This is a genomic window from Ruegeria sp. CG8, assembly GCF_056537165.1.
On the sequence record NZ_JBQFRA010000004.1, the window covers coordinates 363,794 to 389,242 of the forward strand.

Here is a 25,449-nt window from a genome sequence, read left to right on the forward strand (position 1 = left end):
TTTTGAGGTCGTGCACAAACGGCTGCCGAAAGCCGCGCATCTGGATCAGACGAGTTTTTGAACCGCCCCGGGTGGGTTGTCATAAAACTGTTACGAAAGCGTTACATAAGCTTCGCACGCCCGGACTACTGCACTCAACAAGGCCGCAGGGGGCGGCCAAAGCTGATTCTCAGGAGTGACCATGACCACCATCAAACTGACCGCTTCGGTTCTGGCAATCACCGCGATCGCCGCGTCCGCTGCCTCGGCGCGCGACGCCATCCGTATCGTCGGATCGTCGACCGTATTCCCGTACACCCAAGCCGTGGCCGAGCAGTTCGCCAACAACACGGGCGCTGCTTCGCCCATCGTCGAATCGACCGGTACCGGCGGCGGCATGAAAATCTTCTGCGAAGGCATCGGCGAAAACACTGCCGACATCACCGGCGCATCGCGTGCCATGAAGGCCTCGGAATACGAGCTGTGCCAAAAGAACGGCGTGACCGACATCTCTGAAGCTCTGATCGGTTTCGACGGCCTGTCGATCGCCATCTCGCGCAGCAATGAACAGGATTGGGACCTGTCGCTGGCCGACATCTACATGGCTCTCGGCGCCCAGGTGCCGGTTGATGGCGAGTGGAAGGACAACCCGTACAAGACCTGGAACGAAATCAACCCCGACCTGCCGGCCGTAGAAATCCTGGCTTATGGACCGCCGCCGACCTCGGGCACCCGCGACGCGTTCGTCGAGCTGGCCATGCATGAAGGCTGCAAAGAGCTGGACTTCGTCAAGAGCGGTGACTTCGACAAGAAATGGGTCAAGGAAAACTGCTCGCGCATGCGTACCGATGGACCCTTCGTCGAAGCGGGCGAGAATGACAACCTGATCGTTCAGCGCCTTGAGGCGGACCCGAACGCCGTGGGCATCTTCGGCTACTCGTTCCTGTACGAGAACCTGGACAAGCTGAAGCCGGTCACGATCGAAGGCGTCGAGCCGAATGCCGACACCATCGCCGACAAATCCTATCCGGTGTCCCGCCCGCTGTACTTCTATGTAAAGAATGCGCATCGCGGCGTGATCCCGAACCTGAACGAGTTCCTGGAAGAATACATGTCGGATGATGCTTTGGCATCCGACGGCTACCTGGCCGAACGTGGTCTGGTTGGCCTGTCCGACGAGCGCCGTGAAGAGCTGCAGGACGCAATCCTGGACGGCCAGAACATGGAACCCAAGTCGTAAGACTTGCAATTAACAGGGCTGTCCGGCCGCGAAACCGGGCAGCCCATTTTTGTGCCTGGGGGGCAGATGACTACTTTCGTGTTTGCGGCGCTGTTGGGCGTCAGTATCCTTGGATATTTGCTGAACAGACGGGCTGCGGCCGGTCTGCGCGCAGATGGGACGTCCCTGCACTCCCTGCCCGGCTATCACGGGCTGTTTTCTTTTCTGTCCACGCTGGTTCCGGTCTTTGTGCTGATCGTACTTTGGCTGATCCTGCAGGGGCCGGTGATCGACCATGTGGTCATGTCGGGCCTGCCTGCCGGCAGCCTTGACGGATTGGACACTGGCGGGCGCCAGCTGGTGCTGGCCGAGATCAAGTCGATCTCGCGGGGGCAGATTTTCGGCGAGCCGGAACAGTGGAAGATGGACGCGGCCCAGCGGTATCTTGAACTGCATCAGATGTCGGGATGGGTTCTGCTGTCGATCGTTGTCATTTTGTCACTGGCCATCGTGGCATTTGCCCGGTCGCGCGTCGGTGTCGAATTCCGCGCCCGCCACAGTGTGGAACGCATCGTTTCCGGCCTGATGATCTTCTGTTCGACCGTCGCCATCTTTACGACCGTCGGCATCATTGCCGCGCTGCTGTTCGAATCCATCCGCTTTTTCGAGATGGTGCCGATCACCGAGTTCTTCTTCGGCCTGAACTGGGAACCGCAGATTCCTCTGCGCGAGGACCAGATTGCGGCCGAAGGTGCCTTTGGCTGGCTTCCGGTCATCCTCGGCACGATCGTCATTACCGTGGTCGCGTTGTTCCTGGCGGTGCCGGTGGGCCTGCTGTCGGCCATCTACCTGAACGAATTCGCGCCCGACCGCTTGCGGGCGGTGGCCAAGCCAGTGCTGGAGATTCTGGCCGGCGTGCCGACCGTGGTCTATGGCTTTTTCGCGATCCTGGTCGTGGCTCCGGCCATGCGCAGTTTCGGCGCATCGTTGGGCATCCCCGTGTCACCCAACACGGCGCTGGCCGCAGGCAGCGTGATGGGCATCATGCTGATCCCGTTCATCTCGTCCTTTACCGACGACGCCCTGTCAGCCGTGCCGAAATCTCTGCGCGACGGAGCGCTGGCACTGGGGGCGACACGGGCCGAGACGGTTCTGAACGTGCTGTTCCCCGCCGCCATTCCCGGCATCGTCGGAGGCATCCTGTTGGCCGTCAGCCGCGCGATCGGGGAAACCATGATCGTGGTGATGGCGGCGGGCCTGATCGCCTCTCTGACCATCAACCCGCTGGACAGCGTGACCACGGTGACCGTTCAGATCGTCACGCTTCTGATCGGCGACACCTCGTTCGACAACCCCAAGACGCTGGCAGCCTTTGCCCTGGGCATGATGCTGTTTGTCGTCACCCTGATCATCAACGTCTTCGCGCTGCGCATCGTGCGCAAGTACCGCGAAGCCTATGACTGAGGCCAAGAATCATGGCTGACCTGACCGCAGGACAAAACAATTCGCCCAAAGGCGGAGACACCGCCGACGCCGTGCGCGCCAGCTTGGCCCGCCGCAACCGCAAGCAGAAAATACTGCAGGGCCTTGGCCTGGGCGCCATCGGGTTTGCATTTCTGATGCTGTTCATCTTGGTGGCCTCGCTGGTGTCATCCGGATACCAGGCGTTCACCCAGACCAAGATCACGCTTGAGGTCTATGTCGACCCCGAGGAGATCAAGCCCGAAAAGCTGCCGCGGGGAGGTTTCAAGGACGTGCTGCAAGCCTCACTGTCCGAGTTGCTGCCCGAGGTGGACACCAGCGATCGGGCTACCCGCAAGGCCCTGTCGGGCATCCTCTCAAACGGAGCGCAGTTTGATCTGCGCGACCGGGTGGTGGCCGACCCTGCGCTGATCGGGCAGACCATCACAATGACCGTGCCGGTATCTGACCCGTATGACCAGCTGAACAAGGGCACCATCGACCGCGACACGCCCGAACAGAACCGCCGCTTGAACGATGCCGAGATCGCGTGGTTCGATCAGCTCAAGGCCGAAGGCGTGATCAGCAAGCCGCTGAACACTGGCCTTGTCACCAATGCCGACAGCCGATTTCCGGAACTGGCGGGCCTGAAGGGCGCGCTGATCGGGTCGTTCTGGGCGCTGTTCGTGTGTTTCGTGATTTCCTTCCCGCTGGGCATCGGCGCAGCGATCTACCTTGAAGAATTCGCGCCCAAGAACAAGGTCAGCGACTTCATCGAGGTCAACATCAACAACCTCGCTGCGGTGCCGTCGGTCGTTTTCGGCCTGTTGGCGTTGGCGGTGTTCATCGGCTGGTTCGGCCTGCCGCGCTCGGCCCCCTTTGTGGGTGGCATGACGCTGGCGCTGATGACCATGCCGACGATCATCATCGCCACCCGCGCGGCGCTGAAGGCCGTGCCGCCGTCGATCCGCGAGGCGGCCCTGGGCATCGGTGCGTCCAAGCACCAGGTGGTGTTCGGTCATGTGCTGCCGCTGGCGATGCCCGGCATCCTGACCGGTACGATCATCGGGCTGGCGCAGGCCTTGGGGGAAACTGCTCCGTTGCTGCTGATCGGGATGAACGCGTTCATCACCTCGGCCCCGGCTGGCCCGTTCGACAGTGCCACCGCCCTACCCACGCAGATCTTCATCTGGGCTGACAGCCCCGAGCGCGGCTTCGTCAGCCGGACCTCGGCCGCGATCCTGGTGCTGCTGGGGTTCCTGGTCACGATGAATGCAATCGCGATCTATCTTCGCAACAAATTCGAGCGCAGCTGGTAAGCGCAAAGGGGTCATCATGATGAACGACATGAGCAAGATCGAGCCGAGTACCGCCGTCGACGCCATCAAAATTCAGGCGAAGGGCGTCCAGGTCTTTTATGGCGACAACCAGGCAATCAAGGACGTATCGGTCGACATTCTCGACAAAACGGTAACCGCTTTCATCGGCCCGTCCGGATGCGGCAAGTCCACGTTCCTGCGCTGCCTGAACCGGATGAACGACACGATTGACGTCTGCCGCGTCGAAGGCGACATCCGGATCGACAACGAAGACATCTACGACAAACGGATCGACCCGGTGCAGCTGCGTGCCAAGGTGGGTATGGTGTTCCAAAAGCCGAACCCGTTCCCCAAGTCGATCTACGACAACGTAGCCTATGGTCCCCGGATCCACGGACTGGCCAGAACAAAAGCCGATCTGGATGAGATCGTTGAGAAATCCCTGCGCCGTGGCGCCATCTGGGATGAGGTGAAGGATCGCCTACACGAGCCTGGCACCGGCTTGTCCGGCGGTCAGCAGCAGCGCCTTTGCATTGCGCGCGCGGTTGCCACTGAACCCGAGGTCCTGTTGATGGACGAGCCGTGCTCGGCTTTGGATCCAATCGCAACCGCCCAGGTCGAGGAACTGATTGACGAGTTGAAGCTGAACTTCTCGGTGGTGATCGTCACGCACTCGATGCAGCAGGCGGCTCGGGTCAGCCAGAAAACGGCGTTCTTCCACCTCGGCAGCTTGGTGGAATACGGGGACACGGGGCACATCTTCACCAATCCCGAAGACCCGCGCACGGAATCCTACATCACCGGGAGAATCGGATGACCCAGGACGCCATGAAGGACAAGCACATCGTCCGATCTTTTGATCAGGAACTCGAGTCTGTTCAGGCGCATCTGATGCGCATGGGTGGGTTGGTCGAGAACTGCCTGTCGGACGCGATCCGGGCACTGTGCGACAAGGATGTCGAACTCGCCGCGCGCACCGTCAAGGCCGATCGCGCCATCGACGAGTTGGAAGAGATGGTCAAGAACGACAGCGCCAACATCATCGCGCGGCGCGCGCCTACGGCCATCGACCTGCGCGTGGTCCTGGCGACCTTCACCATCGCCAACCAGCTCGAGCGCAGTGGGGACCATGCAAAAAACATCGCCAAGCGTGCCGTGACCCTGGCGGACTCGGCGAGTTTGGACGAAGTCAAATCGGCCATAGCGCGTCAGGCCCAGCTGGTGCAGAGCATGATTGCGGATGCCCTGGATTGCTTCATCCAGCGGGACGCGGACAAGGCCCAGGCCATCCGTGAACGTGACGCTGATGTGGATGCGATGTACAATAACGTGTTTCGCGCTCTGCTGACCCATATGATGGAGAACCCGGGCAATATCACCCCGGGCATGCATCTGCATTTCGTGGCCAAAAACCTCGAGCGGATCGGTGATCATGCTACCGGGATCGCGGAGCAGACCATCTACCTTGTCAGTGGGCAGTTGCCTGATGATGACCGCCCGCGCCTCGACAAGACACCAACGGAAACCACCGAGGTCCTGTGATGCCAACGCCATCGATCCTTGTCGTCGAAGATGAGCCCGCACAGCGCGAGATCATCTGCTACAACCTCGAGGCCGAAGGCTTTGACGTGCGCCAGGCCGAAACCGGTGACGAGGCGCTGTTGCAGATCAAGGAAGTGCCGCCCGATCTGATCCTGCTGGACTGGATGCTGCCCGGCGTTTCCGGGATCGAAATTTGCCGCCAACTGAAGATGACGGCCGCGACCCGTGCCATTCCGGTGATCATGCTCTCGGCCAAATCCGAAGAGGTCGACAAGGTGCGCGGACTTGAGACAGGCGCCGACGATTATGTCACCAAGCCCTATTCGGTGATCGAACTGATGGCCCGGGTCAAATCCCAGTTCCGGAGGACCCGCCCCGCAGCCGTGGGCGAGCGGTTGGAATACGATGACATCGTCCTGGATGCCGAGACGCACCGCGTGACCCGCGCGGACGAGGACATCAAGCTGGGCCCGACAGAGTTCCGGCTGCTGTCGACCTTCATGGAAAAGCCAGGCCGGGTCTGGAGTCGCGAACAACTGCTCGACCGGGTCTGGGGGCGCGATATCTACGTGGATACCCGGACCGTCGACGTGCATATCGGGCGTTTGCGTAAAGCTTTGACGGTGCGTGGGGGAGATGACCCGATCCGCACCGTGCGCGGGGCCGGTTACGCGCTCGGCTGAGCACCGGTCCCTGTCATTTCGCGCAGGTGGCACCCCAGCATCAGCAGCGCAGGCCAGAGCAGATAGGCCTCGATCTCGATGTTTTCGCCGAAGGTCAGCAGCAGCAGGGTCATCAGCAGGCCCAGCGGCAAGCGTCCGCGCGCCGAGCGGACCGCGTCGGTGATCACCACGCCGAAATGCACGGCGAAGGGGACAAGAAACGCCATGAAGCCGGTGATGCCCTTGACGAACAGAAGGCCGTACCAGGTGTGGTGGCTTCCGATGGGCATGTACTCGACCAAATGCGCACCGGGCTGAACGGTTCCGTGACCAAACAGCACCGCGTCGGATTGCCAGCGCTCATAGGCGATGCGTTGAAGGGTTTCGCGCACGCGGGTGCTGTCGGTGCGGGCCGATTTGAAATTCTGCAGCGCCTGATTGCCCAGATCGATCGCGGCGGCCCCCCACGCCGCGGACGCCGTCGCCATGGCCGACACCAGAAACCATCCGATGCTGCGCGCCACCAGCGGCAAAAGGCGCGGCCCCAGCGTGCAGGCCACCAGCCCGACCAGCCCCATACGGGATTTTGACGCCAGGACCATGAGAATACCGGCGCTCAGCCCGACGGCCATCCATCCCCGGTGCCGCTCTTCGAGCGCGAACAGGACCATGCATACCCCCAGCAGGGCGGCAAATGGTGACCAGGGCGCGAAGAACTGCCACCGGGGCGTCCAACTGGCCGGGTCGATCGTGTAGAGATAGACCGAGAAATACTCGGGCCCCGGCCCACCGACCGCCTTGAGCGGTGAGGTGAAGATCTGGCTAGGCAGGCCCAGATAAGGTGCAGCCAACAGCGGGGGCGCAAGGCACAGGGTCCAAAGCCCCAGCTTGCACTGGCCCCGCACCAGAACCTCGCGCCGGATCGGCAGCACGGCCCCAGCCAGGATGAACAATGGAATAAGCGCCCAGCCCTTGGCCCAGCCGATCGAGGACTTGATGGTCTTGCCCAGCCCCAGCCCCCAATCCAGATGGCCGGCCCACAATGCAAACAGCATCAACAACATGCCGGCCATCCACAGCCAAGCCAGCGCCGGAACCGGCCCCGTGGCCCGCAGCTCCGGACGAATCGCCGGCCCCAGATACAAAGCCAACACCGCCAACCCCGCCAGGGACCATCCCAGTACCGGCCCGACGACATAGAGCGCGCCGATGGCATAGAACGGCCATGTCCAGACCAGCGCGCGCCAGACAAGCCGCTCGGCCGGGTTCTGCGGCGCGGCCTGGCTCATGCCTTGTTCTCGCCTGCGTCTTTCAACAGCCGCGAGATCAGCGGGTTGCGGACCCATGCCAGCGTCAGCCCGATCAGAAGCATCAACGTGGCGGCAATCCCGGCCGCGATCGACAGCTTCTTGTTGGGTGAAGACGGCCGTTCCGGCAGCGACGGATTTTCCAGCACCTGGATCAGCGGGTACGAGGCGTAGACATCGGTCTTTTTCGATTCCGACCGGGCGATGGCCGAGGCAAAGACGGCTTCGGCCACGGCAAAATCCCTTTGGCGGTCTTCAAGTTCAGCCGCCATCGACGCCAGCGCGGACAGGCGCGCAGTTTCGGCCGCGATCTGTGCGGCGAGGGTTTTTACGTGCTTTTCCTGCCCCGCGCGCAGGGCGTTTTCGCGGACAAGCTCGCTCAGCAACTGCGCACGCTCTCCCTCGGGGGCGCGGTCCAGACCCGAGAGCTGCTCGACCGACAGGCCGGTCACCTCGGCCGCGCGTTGGACGGCAACCTTCCGTGCGCCTTCATATTCGTCCCGCGCTGCGCGATAGACCGGATGGCGCGGCCCGTAATTGGCATCGGCCTGCGCCAGCTTGGCCGCGCCGGCCGAAACATCCTTGAGCAATGACATGTATTGCGCGTCGGCGTACAGCTTCAGCGTGACCGCGGCGGCATCCGGCGGCAGATCAAGCGCGACCTCAAGCGCCGCGACCCGCTCGGCCTGCCGGGCCAGCGTGCTTTCCTCGGCCCGCAGCGTTTGGCGCGCGCGGTCATTCGCGGCCACCTGCTCACGGTATTGGGCGGCCGAGAGCAGCCCACTCTGCCGCTGCAACTGCTCGATCGCAGCGCGGGTTTCACGAACCGAGCGCTGATAGGCGTCGATTGCGCCGCTGTTGCTGGCCTCGCGCGTGGCGATCTCGTCCGCGCGCAAGGCGTCAATCTCGGCAAAGAACGCAGCGACAAGGGCATCGCCGTGGCGTTGCGCGTCCCCCGGGCTGGCGGCCTCCATTTCGATATGGATCAAGCTGGTCTGGTCCACCAGGCGGATGCGCGGCTTGCCGAACGCATCGCGCTCAGCCCCGACGGCGCGTGCGGCCGCATCCAGAATGCGATCGGCCGACAACAGCCGCTTGTAGGTTTCGGTGGGGCTGATCGAGCCGTTGGCAAAGGCTGAATTGGCGTAGGACGAGGCCTGCCCGATATTGGCCAGATTAACCGAGGCCGACGCACCCGACCCCGGCAGGATCAACGAGGCGTGGGATGCGTATTTGACCGGCGCGGTTGCCAGATACCCGCTGATCGGGGCCCAGATGCAACTGGATCCCAGAAGAAACAACGCAACGTATCGCGGCAGCCGTCCCGCATCGGTCAGCCGCCCGCCCTTGAGAACGCGCCGCCAGCCCAGCGACCGGATGTCAGTGCGGCTGATGCGCGCCCAGTCCCAGGGGCGGTTTGGCGCAAGCGTTTGACGGTTGTCGGAAATCTGGTTCGGCATATCAAATCCTCTCTTACAGGATTGATATACGGATGCGGCTTGGGCTGTCCGCTGCGCAAGGGGTTAGGCCGGGGCGGGTTGGGACAGGCCCCCTATCCGAAAGGATGGGCGCGGGTCAGAACAGGCCCGCCTCGCGCGCGGCCATCGCGGCCTGGGTGCGGTTGCTGACACCCACTTTGCGATACAGCGTTTTCACATGCAGCTTGATCGTGGGCTCGGACAGGTCCAGATCGCGGGCGATCTCCTTGTTCGACTTGCCCTCGGTCAGACCTTTGAGGACCTGGCGCTCGCGCTCGGTCAGTTTCTTGGCCATCGGGTGCGCGTCGTTCGGCTGCTCGGCGCTCATGAAACCGACGGGCAGATATTGCTCGCCCATGGCCATGAAACGGATGGCGTTTACCAGAGACTTGGCCGGCAAAGTCTTGGGCACGAACCCGGCTGCCCCCAGCTCGAGTGCACGTTCAGCCAGATCGCGCGAGGCATCGCCGGTGAACAGCGCCACATGTCGCGCGCTATCCATGCCAATGCAGGTTTCCAACCCGCTCAGCCCGTTCATGCCGGGCATGTTCAGATCCAGCAGGACCAGATCAAACGGACCCTCGGATTCGATCTTTGCCTTTGCGGTCGCAAAATCCGGCGCGGTGGTGGGCTCGATCCCGCCTGCGGCCTCGATGAAGGCGACGAGCGTGTCCAGAACCAGTTCGTGATCGTCGGCGATAAGAACTTTCATCAATGAACTCCATGTGCCTCCACCCAGACCTGAAAAGGTTAATAAACCATTGATGATTGGCGGTGAAGCCTACCGAACGGACAGGCCGATACCCGATCGGATAGGAGCAACTGGCCCGATTTCCACGCGGTGCCGCATCCGGGCCGTGTCAGTCAGCCGATTTCTCCGCGTGCTCTCCCGATGCTCGTCTGTTGCGGTCCCGGCACAGCGGGCAGGTTCAGAGCAACAGTTCAGTTCATGTTCGGAGAGTTCCATGCACTTTCAAGCCGCTCACGCCCTTCTCGACGGCGCACACACCACGCCCGGCACCGCGCTGCCGATCACCGAAATCCTCGGGCAACCGGTGGTGAATGCAGAATCCGGGCCGGTCATCACCACGCTTTTGGATGGTCACCGCCGGACCGTCTTTTTCCTGAACGCCCATTGCGCAAATGTCCGGGCAAAGAATGACCAATACCGAGCAGCCCTGACGCAAGCCGACCTCGTCCTGCCCGACGGGATCGGGGTCGAGCTTGCCGCCGCGATGCAGGGCGAACACCTGGCCGAGAACTTGAACGGAACCGACTTTGTCCCGCGCCTGGTCCGGCGCGCGGCCAAGCTGGGCCAGACGGTCTATCTGCTGGGCGGAACGCCCGGCACCGCACAGGCCGCGGCAGCGCGCCTGCAAGACATGGCGCCCGGCCTGAGGATTGTCGGTTGCCGCGACGGGTTTGGGGGCATCGAACGGACGGACGAAGCCTTGGACGAGATCAACCAGTCCGGCGCAGACATCCTGCTGGTGGCCATGGGCGTTCCGCTGCAAGAACTGTGGATTACGCGGCACCGCGCACGGCTGAACCCGAATCTGGTTCTGGGTGTCGGCGCGTTGTTCGACTTTCTGGCGGGCAACGTCCGGCGGGCGCCCGGGATCGTACGGCGGGTCCGGATGGAATGGGCGTGGCGGTTGGCGATGGAGCCACGCCGCATGGCCCGCCGCTATCTGATCGGAAATTTCGAATTTCTGGGACGGTGCGTCGGCCAGGCTCTTGGCGGGCTGACGCCCAACCGTATTCTTGACCTGACCGTTGCGCTGGCGGCCATGACGGTTCTGGCCCTGCCGATGCTGGCCATTGCCGCCCTTGTCCGGCTGGACAGCCGCGGGCCGGCCCTGTTCCGGCAGACGCGGGTGGGCAGGAACGGGGTGCCTTTCACCGTCTACAAGTTCCGCTCGATGACCACCGACGCCGAAGCGCAAAGGGCAAGCCTCCTGGCGCAGTCCGACCGCGCAGGCGTGTGCTTCAAGGCCCGTCACGATCCGCGTGTCACACGGGTGGGCAAGGTTCTGCGCCGCTTTTCGCTGGATGAGCTGCCGCAGATCCTCAACGTGTTGAAGGGCGACATGTCGATCGTCGGACCGCGGCCTGCCCTGCCCGAGGAGGTCGCCAAATACCCGCCCCGCGCGCTTGAACGCCTGGCCGTCCGCCCCGGGATCACCGGCCTCTGGCAGGTGTCGGGCCGGGCTGCCATCGACTTTGACCGGATGATCGACCTGGACACGGCCTATGTGCGGTCCCGCTCGGCCCTTCTGGATCTGATGCTGATTGCCATGACCGTGCGGGCCGTCGTGTCCGGCCGCGGCGCCTACTGAGAAAACCCAAGGAGAATTGATATGACCAAGATTCGCAAAGCCGTCTTTCCTGTCGCCGGACTGGGCACAAGGTTTCTGCCCGCGACCAAGACCGTGGCCAAGGAAATGCTGCCCCTGATCGACCGCCCGCTGATCCAATATGCCGTCGACGAGGCGCGCGCGGCCGGGATTGAAGAATTCATCTTCATCACGTCACCCGAGAAAACCGCGCTCGAGGCCTATTTCGGGCGGAATACGGCGCTTGAACGCAAATTGAAGGATGGTGGCAAGACCGAGCTTTTGAACAACCTGCGCTGCGCCGATCTGGAGGATGGCAAATACTGCTTTGTCCGGCAGGACGCGCCCCGTGGATTGGGCCATGCGGTGTCGCTGGCGCGCGAGTGTGTGGGCAATGAGCCGTTTGCGGTGATCCTGCCCGATGACGTCATCAGCGCCCGACGCCCGGCCCTGTCACAGATGGTCCAAAGCTATTGTGACCAGAGCGGCCACATGGTTGCGACCCAATCCGTGCCGTCCGACAGGATCGGGTCCTACGGCGTCGTCGATATCGCCCTGCAGGCCGGGCGTGTGCAAAAGCTGCGCGGCCTGGTCGAAAAGCCCAGCCCCGAGCAGGCGCCGTCGAACTACGGCATCGTCGGGCGGTATATCCTGCAGCCGTCGATCTTTGATCGTCTGGCCGGCCAGGCACCGGGTGCGGGAAATGAAATCCAGCTGACCGACGCCATCGCTGCCGATATCGAAACCGCTGGCTGTTCGGGCTACGCCTTCGCGGGTGAACGCTTCGACTGCGGGTCAGTCGCCGGATATCTTGAGGCCACCGCGGTCTTTGCCCTGCAGCGGTCAGAGCTGCGCGAAGGGTTTGAGCGGATCATGGCACAGCGCATGGGCCACCTGCGCCCGGCCGCGTAACGGCGGGCACCTATCCGTTCGGATAGGTGCTTATCCCGATGCCCGTCTGTTGCCCGGTCACGCTTTCTGATCTTGTGCAGTTGGACACTAGGAGAATGACATGCGGATTTTACTTGCAGCCCTGGCAATGGTTCTGACCTTGGTCCAAGCACAGGCCCAGGATCTGGCCGAACCCACCGGAGAGGTGGTTCTGACGATCACCGGCAACCTGACCCAGTCCGGAGCCGAGGATGGTGCGCGGTTCGACATGGACATGTTGAAAGCCTTGCCCGCGCGGACTTTTGCGACCTCGACGATCTGGACCGAAGGTGAAAACACCTTTGTCGGCGTGCCGTTGTCTGTGGTGCTAAAGGCAGTCGGTGCCGATGGCAGCATGATCCGCGCCACGGCGATCAACGACTATGCGGTCGAAATCCCCATGGACTCGGTCACCGAAAGCGACCCGATCGTGGCCTATGAGATGGACGGTGCCGAGATGTCGCGCCGGCAGAAGGGCCCGCTGTGGATCGTCTACCCCTATGACAGCGACCCGAAATACCAGACCGAGGTGACCTATTCGCGCAGCATCTGGCAACTCGATCGTCTTGAGGTCGTTAAATAGCTTGCAACCGGAATGAGTGCAGTAATGAGTAAAGCGCAGTGAACAATCGATGAGGCTCGGATTGAGCGATACCGATACGCAGGTTTTGCGCCGCCGATGGGTCTTCGGGCTCATCGGCTTCGGCGTTTTGTTGGGTCTGGTCGCGGTGGCGTGGTTGTCGGCGCAGGTGTTTACCGATTTCAACGACCGGCGAGCGGCGCCTTCGGACAATGTCCAATGGACGCTGTCGCAGGTCGAGGTCGACTATCTGTCATACCTGAACGCTCTGGAAACCGCGTCGGCGGCGCAGGACGCGCAAAATGGCACGTTGGATCTGGTGCGCCGGCGGTTCGATCTGTTTTACAGCCGTGTCGATACGCTGGCCCAATCACGCGTATTCCAGCCGTTGCGTCAGGATGACCGGTTCCGCCTGCCGTTGGAGCGGGTGACCCGGCACCTGAACGCCGCGATCCCCTTGATCGACGCGCCGGATGCGGAGCTGTCCGAAAAACTGGACGATCTGAAACGCGCCGCCCTTGAGATCGGTCCGCATGTCCGCACGTTGGCCGTTTCGGGCATCTCGTATTTTGCCACCGAGTCAGACCAGCAGCGCACCCAGACGGCGGCAAACCTGCTGCGGTTGGCGGTTCTGTCGGGGGCCTTGCTTCTGACCCTGGGCGCCGTCAGCGCCTATCTTCTGGTGGTCAACCGGCGCGCCACGCGGCGCGGGCGGGCGCTGCGGCAGGCGAATGAACGGATGAACACGATCCTCTCCACCTCGTTGGACGGGGTGATCGTGGTCGATGCCAAGGGCGACGTGATCGAGTTCAACCCGGCTGCCGAGGCAATATTCGGCTATACGGCGGATCAGGCTCGGGGGCGCTCGATCGGTGGCCTGATCGTGCCGCCGCATCTGCGTGAGGCACATCGCGCCGGCATGGTGCGAATGCAGTCTGGTGGAGAACGTCATGTCGTCGGCAAAGGCCGTGTCCAGTTGGAGGCGATGCGCGCGGATGGCGAACAGTTCCCGGTCGAACTGGCGCTGCAGTCGGCCCGGGCGGGCGATCAGGAAATCGTCATCGGCTTTGTCCGCGACATCTCGCAGCAGGTGGCGGCGCAGCAGGAACTGATCCATGCCCGCGACCAGGCCCTTGCCGGCGAAAAGGCCAAGGCCGATTTCCTGACCGTGATGAGCCACGAGATCCGCACGCCGCTCAACGGGCTGCTGGGCAACCTCACGCTGTTGAAAAACACCCGCACGACCCGGGAACAGGCACGGTTTGTCGAGAACATGGAAATCTCGGGCCAGATCCTCCTGAGCCACGTCGACACCGTTCTGGACATCGCCCGGTTCGAGGCCGGGAAACTGTCGGTGGCGTTGCAGCCCACCGACCTGAACGACATCCTGCAAGAGATTGTGGACGGTCAAAGCGGCAACGCTGCCTCGCGTGGGAACTCCATCTCGTGGCAATGGGTGGGCGAGGCGCGTCCCTGCGTTGCCGCCGATGCCCAAAGGTTGCGGCAGATTCTTCTGAACCTTGTCGGCAATGCCATCAAGTTCACCGAAAACGGCCGGATCTCGATCGAGGTCGAAGTGACCGAGCCTGGCCCCGCTGCAGGCGTCAACATCTTTGAATTCCGCATCATCGACACGGGTATCGGTATCGGCCCGGATGAGGTCGACGTCATCTTTGATGATTTTCACACCAGCGATCCAAGCATCGGTCGGGCCACCGGGGGCACCGGTCTGGGCCTGGGCATCGCACGTCGGTTTGCTGAGGCCATGGGCGGAGAGATCGGCGTTGAAAGCACGCCCGGCGAGGGCAGCGTGTTCTGGGTTCGTCTGCCGCTGCAGGACGCGGAATTGGACGCCAACGTTGACGGCGACCGGCCAGAGGTTCAGCACGCCCAGCCGTTGGACGTGCTGGTGGTTGAAGACAACGAGATCAACCGCGAAGTGATCTGCAACATGCTGAAACTGGACGGTCACCGGGTGACGGTTGCCGAGAACGGCCAACTGGGCGTGGATGCAGCGGCAGCACATCGGTTCGATGTGATCCTGATGGATATCAGCATGCCGGTCATGGACGGCCCGACGGCCACGCGCCACATCCGCAGCGGGGGCGGGCCTTCGGCGGAGATACCTATCATTGCCGTTTCGGCCAACGTGCTGCCTGATGCGGTCGACGCGTTCCGCGCCGCCGGTATGACAGCCTTTGTTGGCAAGCCGATTGCCCTGGATGCCTTGCGCAAGGCCTTGTCGGTGGTCACCGGCCTCGGAGCTTCGACCCGGTCCGAGGACGAAACGGATCATATCGGAGATCTGCGCGCCAGCCTCGGCGCCGACGTCTTTGACCGGTTGCTTGGCAAGTACCTGTCCGAAGGGGATGCCGTCGTCGCGCAGCTTGCCCAGTTGGAGGCCGGTGAAGCCGATCTGGACCAGGTTGCGCAGGAGTGTCACAGGCTGGCGGGAAGCGCGGCGACCTTCGGCGCGATGGGGTTCCGCGATGCGCTGATTGCGATCGAGATGGCCGCAAAATCCGCAGACCGCAAGCAGGTCGCCCTTCTGTTGAACGGTCTGCGCGAGGTTTGGGAGCGGGCAAAGGCTGCCCTGCCCGCCCCCGGTGCGATCAAGGGATGAGCAGCGCGGCGGCCCCGACGATGCCCAAAGACCGGGCGATTTCGGTCACTCCGGTGACCTTGCTGTCATAGCAGGCCACGGCATCACCCGGCAGAACATAGGGATCGAAGTCGTCGCGGTCTCCGCGCCGCAGCAGCTTTTCGATATTGCGCTCGATCACGACCGAGGATCCGGTCACGGGGTTGCGCGTGAACAGCACTGCGCTGCGGTTGGCGTTTGTCGTCTTCGACCCGCCGACGCAGTTGCTGTCGACCACGGCCTGCAGGAAACGGGTGCCATAAGGCACTTCACGCACGTCGCGCCCGATGGCGGATTCTGCATTGCCCGCAGCGGGTTGGGTCAGGTTCGACATGTACATTGTCACGCCGGGCGGGCTGATCGGGCTGGGACGCATCAGCGCGTCTTGGAAACACCCACGGCTGTTGACCACGATCTGGTCGCCGGTCAGCAGCATGATGTCGGTCGGGTCCGATCCTTCGAACACACCACGCAGATCCATGCGATAGATGCGCCCCTGGCGGTGCAGCTCGACCGCTGACAGGTCGGCATCCGGCCGCACCCCGCCCGCGGCCCGCAGCGCCACCGACAGGTTGCGCCCCTCGGTCGAGGCCCCCAGCGCGCCCTGGCGCCGACGGTCGAGGGAATCGCCCGGAACACCGCCGATTTCGACCGAGTGCGGCTCGAACACCGCGCCACGCACACCTACTGTCACCGAGGCGAAATCGCTGACCCGTACGGTCACGCGGGGTTCGATGTCATAGAACTGGGCCGCAACCAGAACGCGGGCCACCTCTTGTTCGACCTGCTCGGTGGTGCGGCCCTGGGCGCGCACGGGCGGCAGGTAGGGCAGCTTGAGGTCTCCGTCACGTGAGACGACATAAGCGTCGCTCAGCAGGTCGTCCCCTTCGATTGTGATCTGGACCATGTCGTTGCGCGACAGTTTCTCGCCCAGCAAGGGGCTGAGCGCCGGTTGCGACCATTTCGCATAGGCATTTGCGCCCTGATCGCCGGCCTGCGGCATGCAGGTCTGGCCGTTCATCGCGGCGGCCTGCAGCAATTGCGTATCGCCCCGCCGACGACCGGGTTCGCGATATTGCGCCTGATAACTTTCGCCGCGCGATACGGCTTCGATGTTGCGCGGGGTCTGCATGCTGCTGCACCCCAGCAGGGTTGAGGCGCTGACGGCCGTAATAAGGAAGGTCTTGAAATTCATGGTCATTTTCATCTCCTGATCTGTCACAGAAGATAAACCGCGCCGCGCGCCCTGCGTCAGTCCGGCATCGGGATGGCGGTTTGTCCCATTCGGATAGGTCCCTCTCCGAACGGTCCCCTGCCCCGTCCGACCGCGTCCGGGACACAGACCCTGGCCACCCGTACAACAGAACCAACAACTGTTTTTCGGGATAACGGCGTCATGACGCACAGCTTTGCACGATCAGGCTTCCTACAGCATCTTTTGGCCTACACCGCCTCCGAAGTGGCGGCCAAGGCGTCGCGCCTGGTCGTCGTGGTGGCCGTTGCCCGTACCCTCAGCCCCGAAGCGATCGGTCTGGCCGCAGCAGCTCTGGCGGCGGGCGACATCCTCAAGGCGCTGACCGAGAATGGGGTGAACCAGCGTATCATTCAGGCTCCGTCCGAGGAGCTGGCGCGGCGGTGCAACACGGCGCACCGCATCTTCTGGGTCTGGTGCGCGGGGCTGTGCCTGCTGCAACTGGCGGTCGCGGCGGCGCTGTTCATCATGGGCCACACCATGCTGGCGATGCTGCTGGCGGTGCTGGCCGGGGAATACCTGTTCATGCCGGCGGGCCTGGTTCAGGCCGCACTGGCGATGCGCGAGGGCAAGCTGCAGCAGACCGCCGCGATCGCCGGCGGGCAAGTCGTGGGGGCCAACGCCCTGACGGCGCTGCTGGCGGTGGTCTGGGCTTCGCCCGTGGCGCTGGTCCTTCCGCGCCTGCTGACTGCACCTGTCTGGCTGGTGCTGATGCGCCGCCTGCGTCGGTGGTCGCCTGATCGTCAGGCCGGGTTTGCAGCCTTGAAACCTTTCGTGGTCTACGGCTGGGCCGTTCTGGGCGTCGAACTGGTCAAGGTTCTGCGCCTGCAGGCAGACAAGCTGGTGGTGGGCGCGATGATGGGCGCAGAGGCGCTTGGCATCTATTTCATGGCTTTCAATGCGGGGCTTGGGCTGGCCACTTCGTTCACGCAAGCCTTCTCGGTCGTTCTGTTCCCGCATCTGTGCGCGGCCGAGGACAAGCATGGGGCGCTGCGCCACGGGCTGGGCCTGTCGCTGCTGATCCTGACGCCGCTGGTTTTGCTGCAGGCGGCATTGGCCCCGGTCTATGTGCCGCTGCTTCTGGGACAGGGCTGGGCCGAGATCGCCCCGGTGGTGTCGGTTCTGTGCCTGGCGGCCCTGCCGACGGTGATCTGGTCGGCGGTCGCCGGATGGCTGCGGTCGGAAAACCGCCCCGTCACGGAATTGCGGGTCAGCACGGTTCTGGCCGTGGGCCTGATCGCGAATACCGCCCTGATGGCGCCGCTGGGCCTGATGCCCGTCGCCGTCGGGTATGTCTGCACCTGCACCGCCATCATGCTGGCCGCATCCTGGGCGCTGCTGCCGCGGGGTTCTGCAATCAACCAGGAGGCACGCGCCCAATGACCCGGTTTTCCATCATCGTTCCCTTCCACAATGACGCGGCAACCATTGCCGCCACCCTGAATAGCCTGCTGGGGCAGAGCTTTGCGGATTTCGAACTCATCTGCGTGGGCGACAAGCCCTCGCGCCAGACGACCGAAGTTGTCCGGCAAATCTGCGCGCGCGACGCCCGGGTGCGCGTTGAGGCCAACCCCAATCGCGGCCCCAGCTCTGCGCGCAACCATGGTGCAACTGTGGCCACCGGCGACATCCTCGCGTTCTGCGACGCGGATGACCTGTGGGTCACCGACAAGCTGGCCCAACTGGACCGGTTGTTTGCGGATATCAGCATTGATGCGGCCTTTGGCCGGATCGGGTTCTTTTCCGAAACCCCCGGCGATTGTCCGACGCGCTCAACGGTTCCCACCGATCCCCTGACCATTCCAGACCTGCTGGCGGAAAATGCGGTGTGCACGATGTCGAACCTTGCAGTGCGCCGCCAGGTGTTCGCTGCTGTCGGCGGGCTGAACCCGGCTGCGGTCCACAACGAAGATCTCGAGCTGCTGATCCGCTTGGCGGGCGAAGGCCACGTGATCATCGGGGTTGACCGCCTGCAGGTCTGGTACCGGACCAGCGGCAGCGGCCTGTCTTCGGACCTCGAGGCGATGCGGGCCGGGCGCGCTCGGGCGGTTGCAACGGCGGCCCGCTATGGAGTTGCGCCGTCGCCCGCATCCGAGGCGATCTACATGCGGTATCTGGCCCGGCGCGCACTGCGTCTGGGCGCGGAACCGTCGATGGCCCGCGCCTATGCCCGCGCCGGTCTGGCGCTGAGCGCGCGCAGTTTTCTCAATCCTATCCGGCGCGGTGTGCCCACTGCACTTGGCGCAGTGCTCGCCCCCGCCCTGCCACGCCCGATCCGGCAGGCGCTCTTTGCCCGCTGATCCCAACCAGGAGACCCAAAATGCCCGAGGCATCCATCATCGTTCCCGCCTACAACACCGCCGCGACCATGACCGAGACTCTGGCCTCGCTTCTGTCGCAGACCCATGATGATTTCGAAATCATCATCGTGGATGACGGCTCGCAGGACGAAACCCCCGCCATTGCCCGCGCCCATGCGACCGACCCCAAAGTGCGGGTGATCCGGCAGGAAAACCGCGGCTTGGCCGGGGCGCGCAATACTGGCATCGCGGCCGCGCGGGGAGAGTTCGTCGGCTTCTGCGACGCCGACGACTTGTGGCTGCCCGAAAAGCTGGCCACCCATGTGCGTCACCTGCAGGCCGAACCCGACCTTGCGATCAGCTATTCCGGCAGTGCCATGATCGACGAGGGTGGTCGGCTGATGCGCGTCCGTCAGTCGCCGCGCCTGCGGGACGTGACGGCGGCGCATGTCCTGAAACGCAACCCGATCGGCAATGGGTCGGCAGCGGTGATGCGCAAATCGGCGTTGCTGGATCTGGCCTACCGCCCCGCGTTCGAGACCAAGCGCGACTGGGTCTTTGACGAAACCTTTCGCCAGTCCGAGGACATCGAATGCTGGCTGCGGCTGATGTTGACGACGGATTGGCAAATCGCAGGCGTGCCGGGGTTGCTGACCCGCTACCGGATCCATGCGACCGGCCTGTCGGCGGCCTTGGACCGGCAGTTGCAGGCGTGGGAGAGGATGGCCGACAAGCTGCGTCCGCTGAACCCCGAATTTTTTGCCCGGCACGAGGCGGCGGCGCGTGCCTACCAGCTGCGTTATCTTGCGCGCCGCGCGGTCAGCAATCTGGATGCGCACAAGGCTTGGGAGCTTGCGCAGCGGTCGGCTTTAACCAGCGCCCGGCCCCTGATCGAAGAACCCGCCAAAACGTTGACCACCATCATCGCGGCCGCAGCCCTGCGCGCGGTCGGGCCAGCGCCTGTTGTTCAAGCCGGTCGCCTCATGCGCCGCCAGACTTCCAACTGAACCGAGGTTTCCAAATGTCCAAGATCACCGTTCTTCACCTTGTTGATGACACTACGGCCGGTGGGGTCATGCGTATGCTCGACCATCTTGCGCAGCTGCCCGAGCTGGCCGATGGAGTCCACCAAGAGGTTCGCCCGGTCAAGCGGACCGCCTTCAGCTGGGGCAGTTTCGACGCCGATGTCATCGTGTGCCACATCGCCCCCGGCTGGCGTTGCCTGCCGGCCTTCTCGGCCCTGCGGGCGATGCATCCCACCACGCGGCTGGTTCATGTCGAACACAGCTATACCCGGTCTTTCACCGCCTTGAACGTGCCGCACAAGCGGCGGTTCTTTGCGATGCTGCGCGTGACCTATTCGTTGTTCGATCAGGTCATCGCCGTCAGCAAGGCGCAGGCCGGCTGGATGGCCGAACGTCGGTTGGCCCCCGCATCGAAGCTGAGCGTGATCTCGCCGCAGGTTGACCTGAGCGCAGTTGCGCGCGCAGCCGGGCCGGTCGAGGCGGCCCGGGTCATCGGTGCGATCGGACGGCTCGAGCCGCAGAAAGGCTTCGATCTGCTGATCGAAGGATTTCGCATGTGCCCCAACCCCGATACGCGGCTTGTGATCTTTGGCGAAGGCAGCCAGCGCGACCGCCTTGCAGCCTTGGCCGCAGGTGACCGGCGGATCGAGTTTCGGGGCCACGCCGACGACCCGGCCGAAGCCTATCGGGTCGTGGACGTGGTGGCGATGCCCTCGCGATGGGAGGCCTACGGGCTGGTGGCGGATGAGGCGCGCGCGGCGCGGCGTCCGGTCATCGTCAGCATAGTCGACGGTCTGCGTGACCGGATCGGGGCAAGCGGCGTGATCCCGTGCGGGTCCGATCCCAAGGCGTGGTGCAAGTCGATCGAGGCGGTTCTGGCGGGTACGCCTCCGGTGGTTCCCGTCCTGGCGCCCAAGGCTGATAGATCCCGCTATGCACAGCGGTGGCAGCAGGTGTTCGACCCGGCCAAACGGTTGTGAGGGCGGCGTGGCCACGGCTACGGCAAGGGGCGCCACAAGAACCAGCGGCAATGTCCGGGCGGGTTTTGCGTGTGCGTGTTGGCCAGGCGACCAAAGGGCTCGAAGCCCGAAGCCTGATAGAACCGTGTGGCGGCCGGGTTGGATGTGTCCAGCCACGCAGAATGACACCCGCGTCGGCGCGCCTCGTCAAAGGCGTGGTCCAGCAACTGCCGACCCAAACCGCGGCGTCGATGGGCCGGGTCGATCCATAAGGTCTTGATCAGCAGCCACCCATAGGAGGTGGCGCCATGCAGGCCGCCAACCCGGCCCGCACCGTCCTGTGCAATCAGCGTGATGCTGGCATTGACCCCTTGCGGCGCGGTTGTCCGCAATTCCGCAAGAAGGGCTTGCTCGACCCAGTTCGCCTGACCGGGGGCGGAAACAATGGATGGGCGCGCCATCGGTCAGGCCGGTATCCATCGGGCGGGGACCGGTGCAGCACCGCTCATGCCGGGGCGGTTTCCGCGTTCAGGATCTCGATCACCATCGCGGCCGTCCAGGTAAAGCTGCTGCCGCCGCAGGGTTCGGCGGTGACCGGGTCGTAATACTCGGCAAAGCCGCTTTGTTCGATCAGGCGCAGGCTGTCGTCGACGATCCGCTGCACGATCCGGGTCTGGCCCGCGCGTTTCAGACCATCGGCGATCATGTAGTTCACGATCAGCCAGACCGGCCCGCGCCAGTACCTCAGTCCGTCGAATTCAGGGGCCGCCGGGTCATGGCTGGGCACCAGATACGGGACTGCGGCACCGATGGCGTCCAACCGCTGCGCGATGGCCTGCGCGCGGCGCTCGGGGATGGGACAGAACGCCGCCAACAAGCCGCCGATCGAGGGGCTGTCGATCAGCGCGCCGGTGACCCGATCAAAGCACAGATATTGCGCGCGGGTCTCACTCCACAGGGCGTCCATAGCCGCGATGCCCGCCTGCGCAAAGGCGCGTGAGGCGCTTGCGATCTCGGCTTCGCCCAAGTCGTCGGCCAGCGCGGCAAGGTCGAGGCACGAGCGGATCAGGATCGCGTTGAACCCCGGATCGACGACCCGGAACGGCGAGGCGTCATGCAGCCTGGAATTGTCCCAGCCAAGGTCGCGGAAATGTTGCACCAGCCAGATATAGCGGCGGTATTCTTCATCGGTCGGCCTGTGGGCCGGGTTGGCATGGGCTACGTCGCGACGCTGGAACGGGCCCACGCCCTCGGTCGGGACACGGGCCAGCGCCGCGTCCCAATCGACCGAGTTGTCGCGCCCAGACTCCCACGGGTGGATGATGGCGACCAGACCGGTGCCCTGCGGGTCGCGGTTGGTATAGAACCATTGGTGCCAGGCGTGGATCTTGGGCAGCAGGTTGCGGGCCTGCGCATCGGCCAGCGCCCGGTTTTTTGCCCGCGCATGGATCCGGCGCACGGCGAACCCGGCCACCGCTGGCTGCGTGATGCCCGAGGTGGGAACCGCGCGGCTCGTGGCCCAGACATCCGGCCCCGGGAAATAGCCGTCATTCATCTCGTGGAAGATGATATGCGGCACCAAGCCGTCATCCCACTGATGCCGAAACAAGGTCTCGATCTCGCGCCAGGCGCGGGCTTCGTCGAAATGCGAGAACCCAAGGGCGCTGAGCGCGCTATCCCAGTTCCACTGGAACGGATAGAGGCCGTGAGTGGGCACCGTGTAGTCGCCCCGGTCGTTTCGGGCCAGAACGGCGCGGGCCTGTTCGATCAGATCCTGTTTCATTGCGCGCTCCTCAGGCCACGGCCAGGGTTGTTTCGGGGTCGAACCAGCGCACCCGGTCGGGCTGCGGGGCCAGGGTCAGGGTGTCGCCGCGGCGGACGGTCAGATCGCTGTCCAGAACCGCGCGGAACAGGGCGCCATCCACGCTGCAGGTGACCAGAAGGTGCGCGCCCAAGGGCTCGACCACCTTGACCGTGGCGGCCAGGCCCGTGTCGGCCGGGCGCAGATCCTCGGGGCGGATGGCGAAATGCAGCGGCGTGGTCCGGGACGGCCCGTCGAGGATCTGGCCCGCGACTGTCCATTTGCCGTCTCTGGTCGGAGTGGCGGGCAGGAAGTTCATCGGCGGATTGCCGATGAATCCGGCCACGAACTCGGCCGCCGGGTTGCGGTAGACCTCGATCGGCGAGGCCGCCTGAACGATCTTGCCCTGATGCATCACGCTGATCCGGTCGGCCATGCTCATGGCTTCGACCTGGTCGTGGGTGACATAGATGGCGGTGGTGTTGCTTTCGGCCAGAACGCCTTTGAGCTCGGCCCGCATCTCCATCCGCAGCAGCGCGTCCAGGTTCGACAGGGGCTCGTCCATCAGGATCACGTCGGGCTCCATCGCCAGGGCGCGGGCCACGGCGACGCGCTGGCGCTGACCGCCGGACAGCTCGCCCGAATAGCGCCCCAGCAGCTGGTCGATATGCATCAGACCCGCCGTGCGCTCGACCCGGCGCTTGACCTCGTCATTGGGCAGTTTCTGCATCCGCAGGCCGAACCCGATGTTTTCGAACACGGTCAGATGCGGGAATACGGCATAGTTCTGGAACACCATGGCGATGCCCCGATCCTTGGGCGGCAGGTGATCCACCCGACGCCCGCCGATCCAGACCTCGCCCTCGGTCGCGGTCTCCAGCCCGGCGATGATCCGCAGCAGCGTGGTCTTGCCGCAGCCCGAGGCCCCCAGCAGAACCATGAATTCCTGGTCCTGGATGGTCAGGTTGATGTCGTGCAGCGCCTGGTAGCTGCCAAAGCGTTTCGCGACATTCTTGATTTGAATTTCTGCCATTATTCCAACTCCTTGGGGCTGTCAGCGGTTGGCGATGCCCCACATGGCGAACAGGTATTTGCGCACGGCGAAGATGAAGATCAGTGCCGGAACGACAAGGATGAAACCGCCCGCGAATTTCAGATGCAGCGGCGAGGTGTCGAGGTTCTGCAGCAAAAAGGCCGTCAGGGTCCGGTTCTCGATCGTCAGGACGGCGGCGGCGAACACCTCGTTCCACGAGATCACGAAGGCGAAGATGGCCGAGGCCGTGATCCCCGGCAGGATCAACGGCAGCACCACCTTGGTGAAGGCGGTCAGCCGGGTGCAGCCCAGCGTCCAGGCGGCCTCTTCCAGTTCCAGCGGGATGCCGGAAAACAGCGAGAATGTGATCAGCACCGCAAACGGGATGGCCAACGTGGTGTGCACCAGCGACAGGCCGAATACCGTGTCATCCAGCCCGGTCTGGATGAACATCACCGCCAAGGGCAGTGCCAGCAGCGGCAGCGGAAAGGCGCGGGTCAGCAGGATCAGCAGGCGGAACGCCTCTTTCCCGCGAAAGTCGAACCGCGACAGGGCATAGCCTGCCGGCGCGCCGATCAGGATCGACATGATCATCGTCAGCCCGGCCACCAGGATCGAGTTTTTGAGCGCGGTCAGGATGCCCGCGAAGCCTGCAAAGAACCCCAGGCTGCCCAGGTCGAATTCGGGGATGAAGGGCTTGGGGAAGCTGTTCACCGTTTCCGGCGAGGACAAGGTGTTGATCAGCAGGAAATACAGCGGCACCAGCACCCAGGCGCACAGCAGCACCACCGCGGCGATGTAGACATATCGTCCGGCCCGGCGTGTATCGGGCGCGGCGACATCGGTCGTGACGGTCGTCATATCGTGGCTCCTTTCGGGACACGCAGGGCGCGCAGGATGATCAGGGTGAACCCGATCGAGATGGCGAGGATGATCAGCGCCATCGCCGCCGCTGCGCCGCTGTCAAGCAGGTCGAATTGATAGGCGTAGGTTTCGCTCATGAGGACGGGGAACAGGGTGCCGCCCAGGGCCAGCACCACGGCGAAGACCTCGAAGGCCAGGATCACGCGCAGCACCAGTGCCGTCTGCAGCGACGGGCGCAGCAGCGGCAGCGTGATGCGGGTGAAGCGTTTCCAGGGTGAGGCGCCAAAGACCTCGGCCGCCTCGTAGTATTCCTTGGGGATCAGGCCGATCCCGGCCACCAGGATTACCAGCATGATCGCCGTAGCGCGCCAGATCTCGGCCAGGGCGATGGCCAGGAACACCACGCCGGGGTGCTGATAGCTGAGGAAATTCACCGGCCGGTCCACTACGCCCAGCCCAGAAAGCATGGAGTTCAGGAAGCCCGACTGTTCGAAGATCGCCAGCCAGATGATGCCCGCGGCCAGATCCGAGATACCCAGTGGGATGGTCCAGACATACAGCACCAGGTCGCGCCCTCGCTGCATCTTGTTGACCATCGTGGCCATCAGCAGCGCCAGCGCCAGTTGCACCGGAACCACCGCCGCCGCCAGCAGCAGCGTATTCTGCAGCGAGATCGGGAATTTCCAGTACCCGACCACCTGCCGGAAATTGTCCAGCGTGAATCCGTCGCCGGTGTTGAAAGCCTGCTTGGCGACCAGGAC

23 protein-coding genes are annotated in these 25,449 nt (G+C 63.9%); 14 read left to right on the forward strand and 9 right to left on the reverse strand.

The genetic code is table 11. The annotated features are described in order from the left end of the window. Positions 1 to 181 precede the first annotated feature (181 nt). The 6 genes from ACR0EF_RS14690 to phoB all read left to right on the forward strand — a co-directional run bounded on the left by ACR0EF_RS14690 (position 182) and on the right by phoB (position 6,203). Positions 182 to 1,219, forward strand: coding sequence for a substrate-binding domain-containing protein (locus ACR0EF_RS14690; protein WP_170372620.1), 1,038 nt, complete (start codon positions 182 to 184; stop codon positions 1,217 to 1,219). 66 nt (positions 1,220 to 1,285) lie between these two features. After that, positions 1,286 to 2,662, forward strand: coding sequence for a phosphate ABC transporter permease subunit PstC (gene pstC, locus ACR0EF_RS14695; protein WP_244952436.1), 1,377 nt, complete (start codon positions 1,286 to 1,288; stop codon positions 2,660 to 2,662). 11 nt (positions 2,663 to 2,673) lie between these two features. Beyond that, on the forward strand, positions 2,674 to 3,978 hold the full coding sequence (pstA, locus tag ACR0EF_RS14700; RefSeq protein WP_093963306.1) for a phosphate ABC transporter permease PstA: 1,305 nt from the start codon (positions 2,674 to 2,676) through the stop codon (positions 3,976 to 3,978). A gap of 19 nt (positions 3,979 to 3,997) precedes the next feature. Then, positions 3,998 to 4,795 (forward strand): phosphate ABC transporter ATP-binding protein PstB, encoded by a 798-nt coding sequence (gene pstB / locus ACR0EF_RS14705; RefSeq protein ID WP_093963750.1) that lies wholly within the window; start codon positions 3,998 to 4,000, stop codon positions 4,793 to 4,795. Then, a complete protein-coding gene (phoU, locus tag ACR0EF_RS14710) occupies positions 4,792 to 5,520 on the forward strand; it encodes a phosphate signaling complex protein PhoU (RefSeq protein WP_254433987.1) in 729 nt (242 codons plus the stop codon). The genes pstB and phoU overlap by 4 nt, the downstream gene beginning before the upstream one ends. Beyond that, positions 5,520 to 6,203, forward strand: a complete 684-nt coding sequence (gene phoB, locus ACR0EF_RS14715) for a phosphate regulon transcriptional regulator PhoB (RefSeq protein ID WP_170341606.1) — start codon at positions 5,520 to 5,522, stop codon at positions 6,201 to 6,203. The genes phoU and phoB overlap by 1 nt, the downstream gene beginning before the upstream one ends. On the opposite strand, the gene ACR0EF_RS14720 is transcribed toward phoB, so the two are convergent. The 3 genes from ACR0EF_RS14720 to ACR0EF_RS14730 all read right to left on the reverse strand — a co-directional run bounded on the left by ACR0EF_RS14720 (position 6,188) and on the right by ACR0EF_RS14730 (position 9,679). Then, positions 6,188 to 7,471, reverse strand: a complete 1,284-nt coding sequence (locus tag ACR0EF_RS14720; protein ID WP_170372616.1) for an O-antigen ligase domain-containing protein — start codon at positions 7,469 to 7,471, stop codon at positions 6,188 to 6,190. The genes phoB and ACR0EF_RS14720 overlap by 16 nt on opposite strands. Next, positions 7,468 to 8,949: a GumC family protein gene (locus tag ACR0EF_RS14725; RefSeq protein ID WP_170372614.1), complete on the reverse strand. Its 1,482-nt coding sequence runs from the start codon at positions 8,947 to 8,949 to the stop codon at positions 7,468 to 7,470. Before ACR0EF_RS14725 ends, ACR0EF_RS14720 begins: the two co-directional genes overlap by 4 nt. 115 nt (positions 8,950 to 9,064) lie before the next feature. Then, on the reverse strand, positions 9,065 to 9,679 hold the full coding sequence (locus tag ACR0EF_RS14730; RefSeq protein WP_170372612.1) for a response regulator transcription factor: 615 nt from the start codon (positions 9,677 to 9,679) through the stop codon (positions 9,065 to 9,067). A gap of 253 nt (positions 9,680 to 9,932) precedes the next feature. Between ACR0EF_RS14730 and ACR0EF_RS14735 the strand changes: the two genes are divergently transcribed. From ACR0EF_RS14735 to ACR0EF_RS14750, 4 genes are all read left to right on the forward strand, one after another. Beyond that, positions 9,933 to 11,306: a WecB/TagA/CpsF family glycosyltransferase gene (locus ACR0EF_RS14735; protein ID WP_170372610.1), complete on the forward strand. Its 1,374-nt coding sequence runs from the start codon at positions 9,933 to 9,935 to the stop codon at positions 11,304 to 11,306. A 21-nt stretch (positions 11,307 to 11,327) separates the two neighbouring features. Next, on the forward strand, positions 11,328 to 12,215 hold the full coding sequence (locus ACR0EF_RS14740; protein WP_170372608.1) for a UTP--glucose-1-phosphate uridylyltransferase: 888 nt from the start codon (positions 11,328 to 11,330) through the stop codon (positions 12,213 to 12,215). Positions 12,216 to 12,315: 100 nt separating this feature from the next. Then, positions 12,316 to 12,816, forward strand: coding sequence for a putative pterin-binding protein (locus ACR0EF_RS14745; protein ID WP_254438865.1), 501 nt, complete (start codon positions 12,316 to 12,318; stop codon positions 12,814 to 12,816). Positions 12,817 to 12,877: 61 nt separating this feature from the next. After that, positions 12,878 to 15,436, forward strand: a complete 2,559-nt coding sequence (locus ACR0EF_RS14750; RefSeq protein ID WP_170372606.1) for a hybrid sensor histidine kinase/response regulator — start codon at positions 12,878 to 12,880, stop codon at positions 15,434 to 15,436. On the opposite strand, the gene ACR0EF_RS14755 is transcribed toward ACR0EF_RS14750, so the two are convergent. After that, positions 15,426 to 16,655: a polysaccharide biosynthesis/export family protein gene (locus ACR0EF_RS14755; protein WP_170372604.1), complete on the reverse strand. Its 1,230-nt coding sequence runs from the start codon at positions 16,653 to 16,655 to the stop codon at positions 15,426 to 15,428. The two genes, ACR0EF_RS14750 and ACR0EF_RS14755, sit on opposite strands and share 11 nt — an antisense overlap. A gap of 195 nt (positions 16,656 to 16,850) precedes the next feature. On the opposite strand from ACR0EF_RS14755, the gene ACR0EF_RS14760 reads away from it, so the two are divergent. The 4 genes from ACR0EF_RS14760 to ACR0EF_RS14775 are packed head-to-tail and all read left to right on the forward strand — an operon-like array spanning position 16,851 to position 21,011. Then, positions 16,851 to 18,089 carry an oligosaccharide flippase family protein gene (locus ACR0EF_RS14760; protein ID WP_170372602.1) on the forward strand — a complete coding sequence of 413 codons (1,239 nt, stop codon included), beginning with the start codon at positions 16,851 to 16,853 and terminating at the stop codon, positions 18,087 to 18,089. After that, complete coding sequence (locus tag ACR0EF_RS14765; RefSeq protein ID WP_170372600.1) at positions 18,086 to 19,006, forward strand: glycosyltransferase family 2 protein; 921 nt, start codon at positions 18,086 to 18,088, stop codon at positions 19,004 to 19,006. The genes ACR0EF_RS14760 and ACR0EF_RS14765 overlap by 4 nt, the downstream gene beginning before the upstream one ends. 20 nt (positions 19,007 to 19,026) lie before the next feature. After that, complete coding sequence (locus ACR0EF_RS14770; RefSeq protein ID WP_170371758.1) at positions 19,027 to 20,013, forward strand: glycosyltransferase family 2 protein; 987 nt, start codon at positions 19,027 to 19,029, stop codon at positions 20,011 to 20,013. 14 nt (positions 20,014 to 20,027) lie between these two features. Further along, positions 20,028 to 21,011: a glycosyltransferase family 4 protein gene (locus tag ACR0EF_RS14775; RefSeq protein WP_170371756.1), complete on the forward strand. Its 984-nt coding sequence runs from the start codon at positions 20,028 to 20,030 to the stop codon at positions 21,009 to 21,011. Between the two features lie 17 nt (positions 21,012 to 21,028). On the opposite strand, the gene ACR0EF_RS14780 is transcribed toward ACR0EF_RS14775, so the two are convergent. From ACR0EF_RS14780 to ACR0EF_RS14800, 5 genes are all read right to left on the reverse strand, one after another. Continuing rightward, on the reverse strand, positions 21,029 to 21,451 hold the full coding sequence (locus ACR0EF_RS14780) for a GNAT family N-acetyltransferase (protein ID WP_170372598.1): 423 nt from the start codon (positions 21,449 to 21,451) through the stop codon (positions 21,029 to 21,031). A gap of 44 nt (positions 21,452 to 21,495) precedes the next feature. After that, positions 21,496 to 22,773 (reverse strand): MGH1-like glycoside hydrolase domain-containing protein, encoded by a 1,278-nt coding sequence (locus ACR0EF_RS14785; RefSeq protein WP_170372596.1) that lies wholly within the window; start codon positions 22,771 to 22,773, stop codon positions 21,496 to 21,498. 10 nt (positions 22,774 to 22,783) lie between these two features. Next, a complete protein-coding gene (locus ACR0EF_RS14790) occupies positions 22,784 to 23,824 on the reverse strand; it encodes an ABC transporter ATP-binding protein (RefSeq protein ID WP_170341571.1) in 1,041 nt (346 codons plus the stop codon). A gap of 21 nt (positions 23,825 to 23,845) precedes the next feature. Next, complete coding sequence (locus ACR0EF_RS14795) at positions 23,846 to 24,685, reverse strand: carbohydrate ABC transporter permease (protein ID WP_170341552.1); 840 nt, start codon at positions 24,683 to 24,685, stop codon at positions 23,846 to 23,848. Then, the coding region (locus tag ACR0EF_RS14800; RefSeq protein ID WP_480771327.1) for a carbohydrate ABC transporter permease at positions 24,682 to 25,449 on the reverse strand (768 nt) is incomplete at its 5' end. The genes ACR0EF_RS14795 and ACR0EF_RS14800, both read right to left, overlap by 4 nt.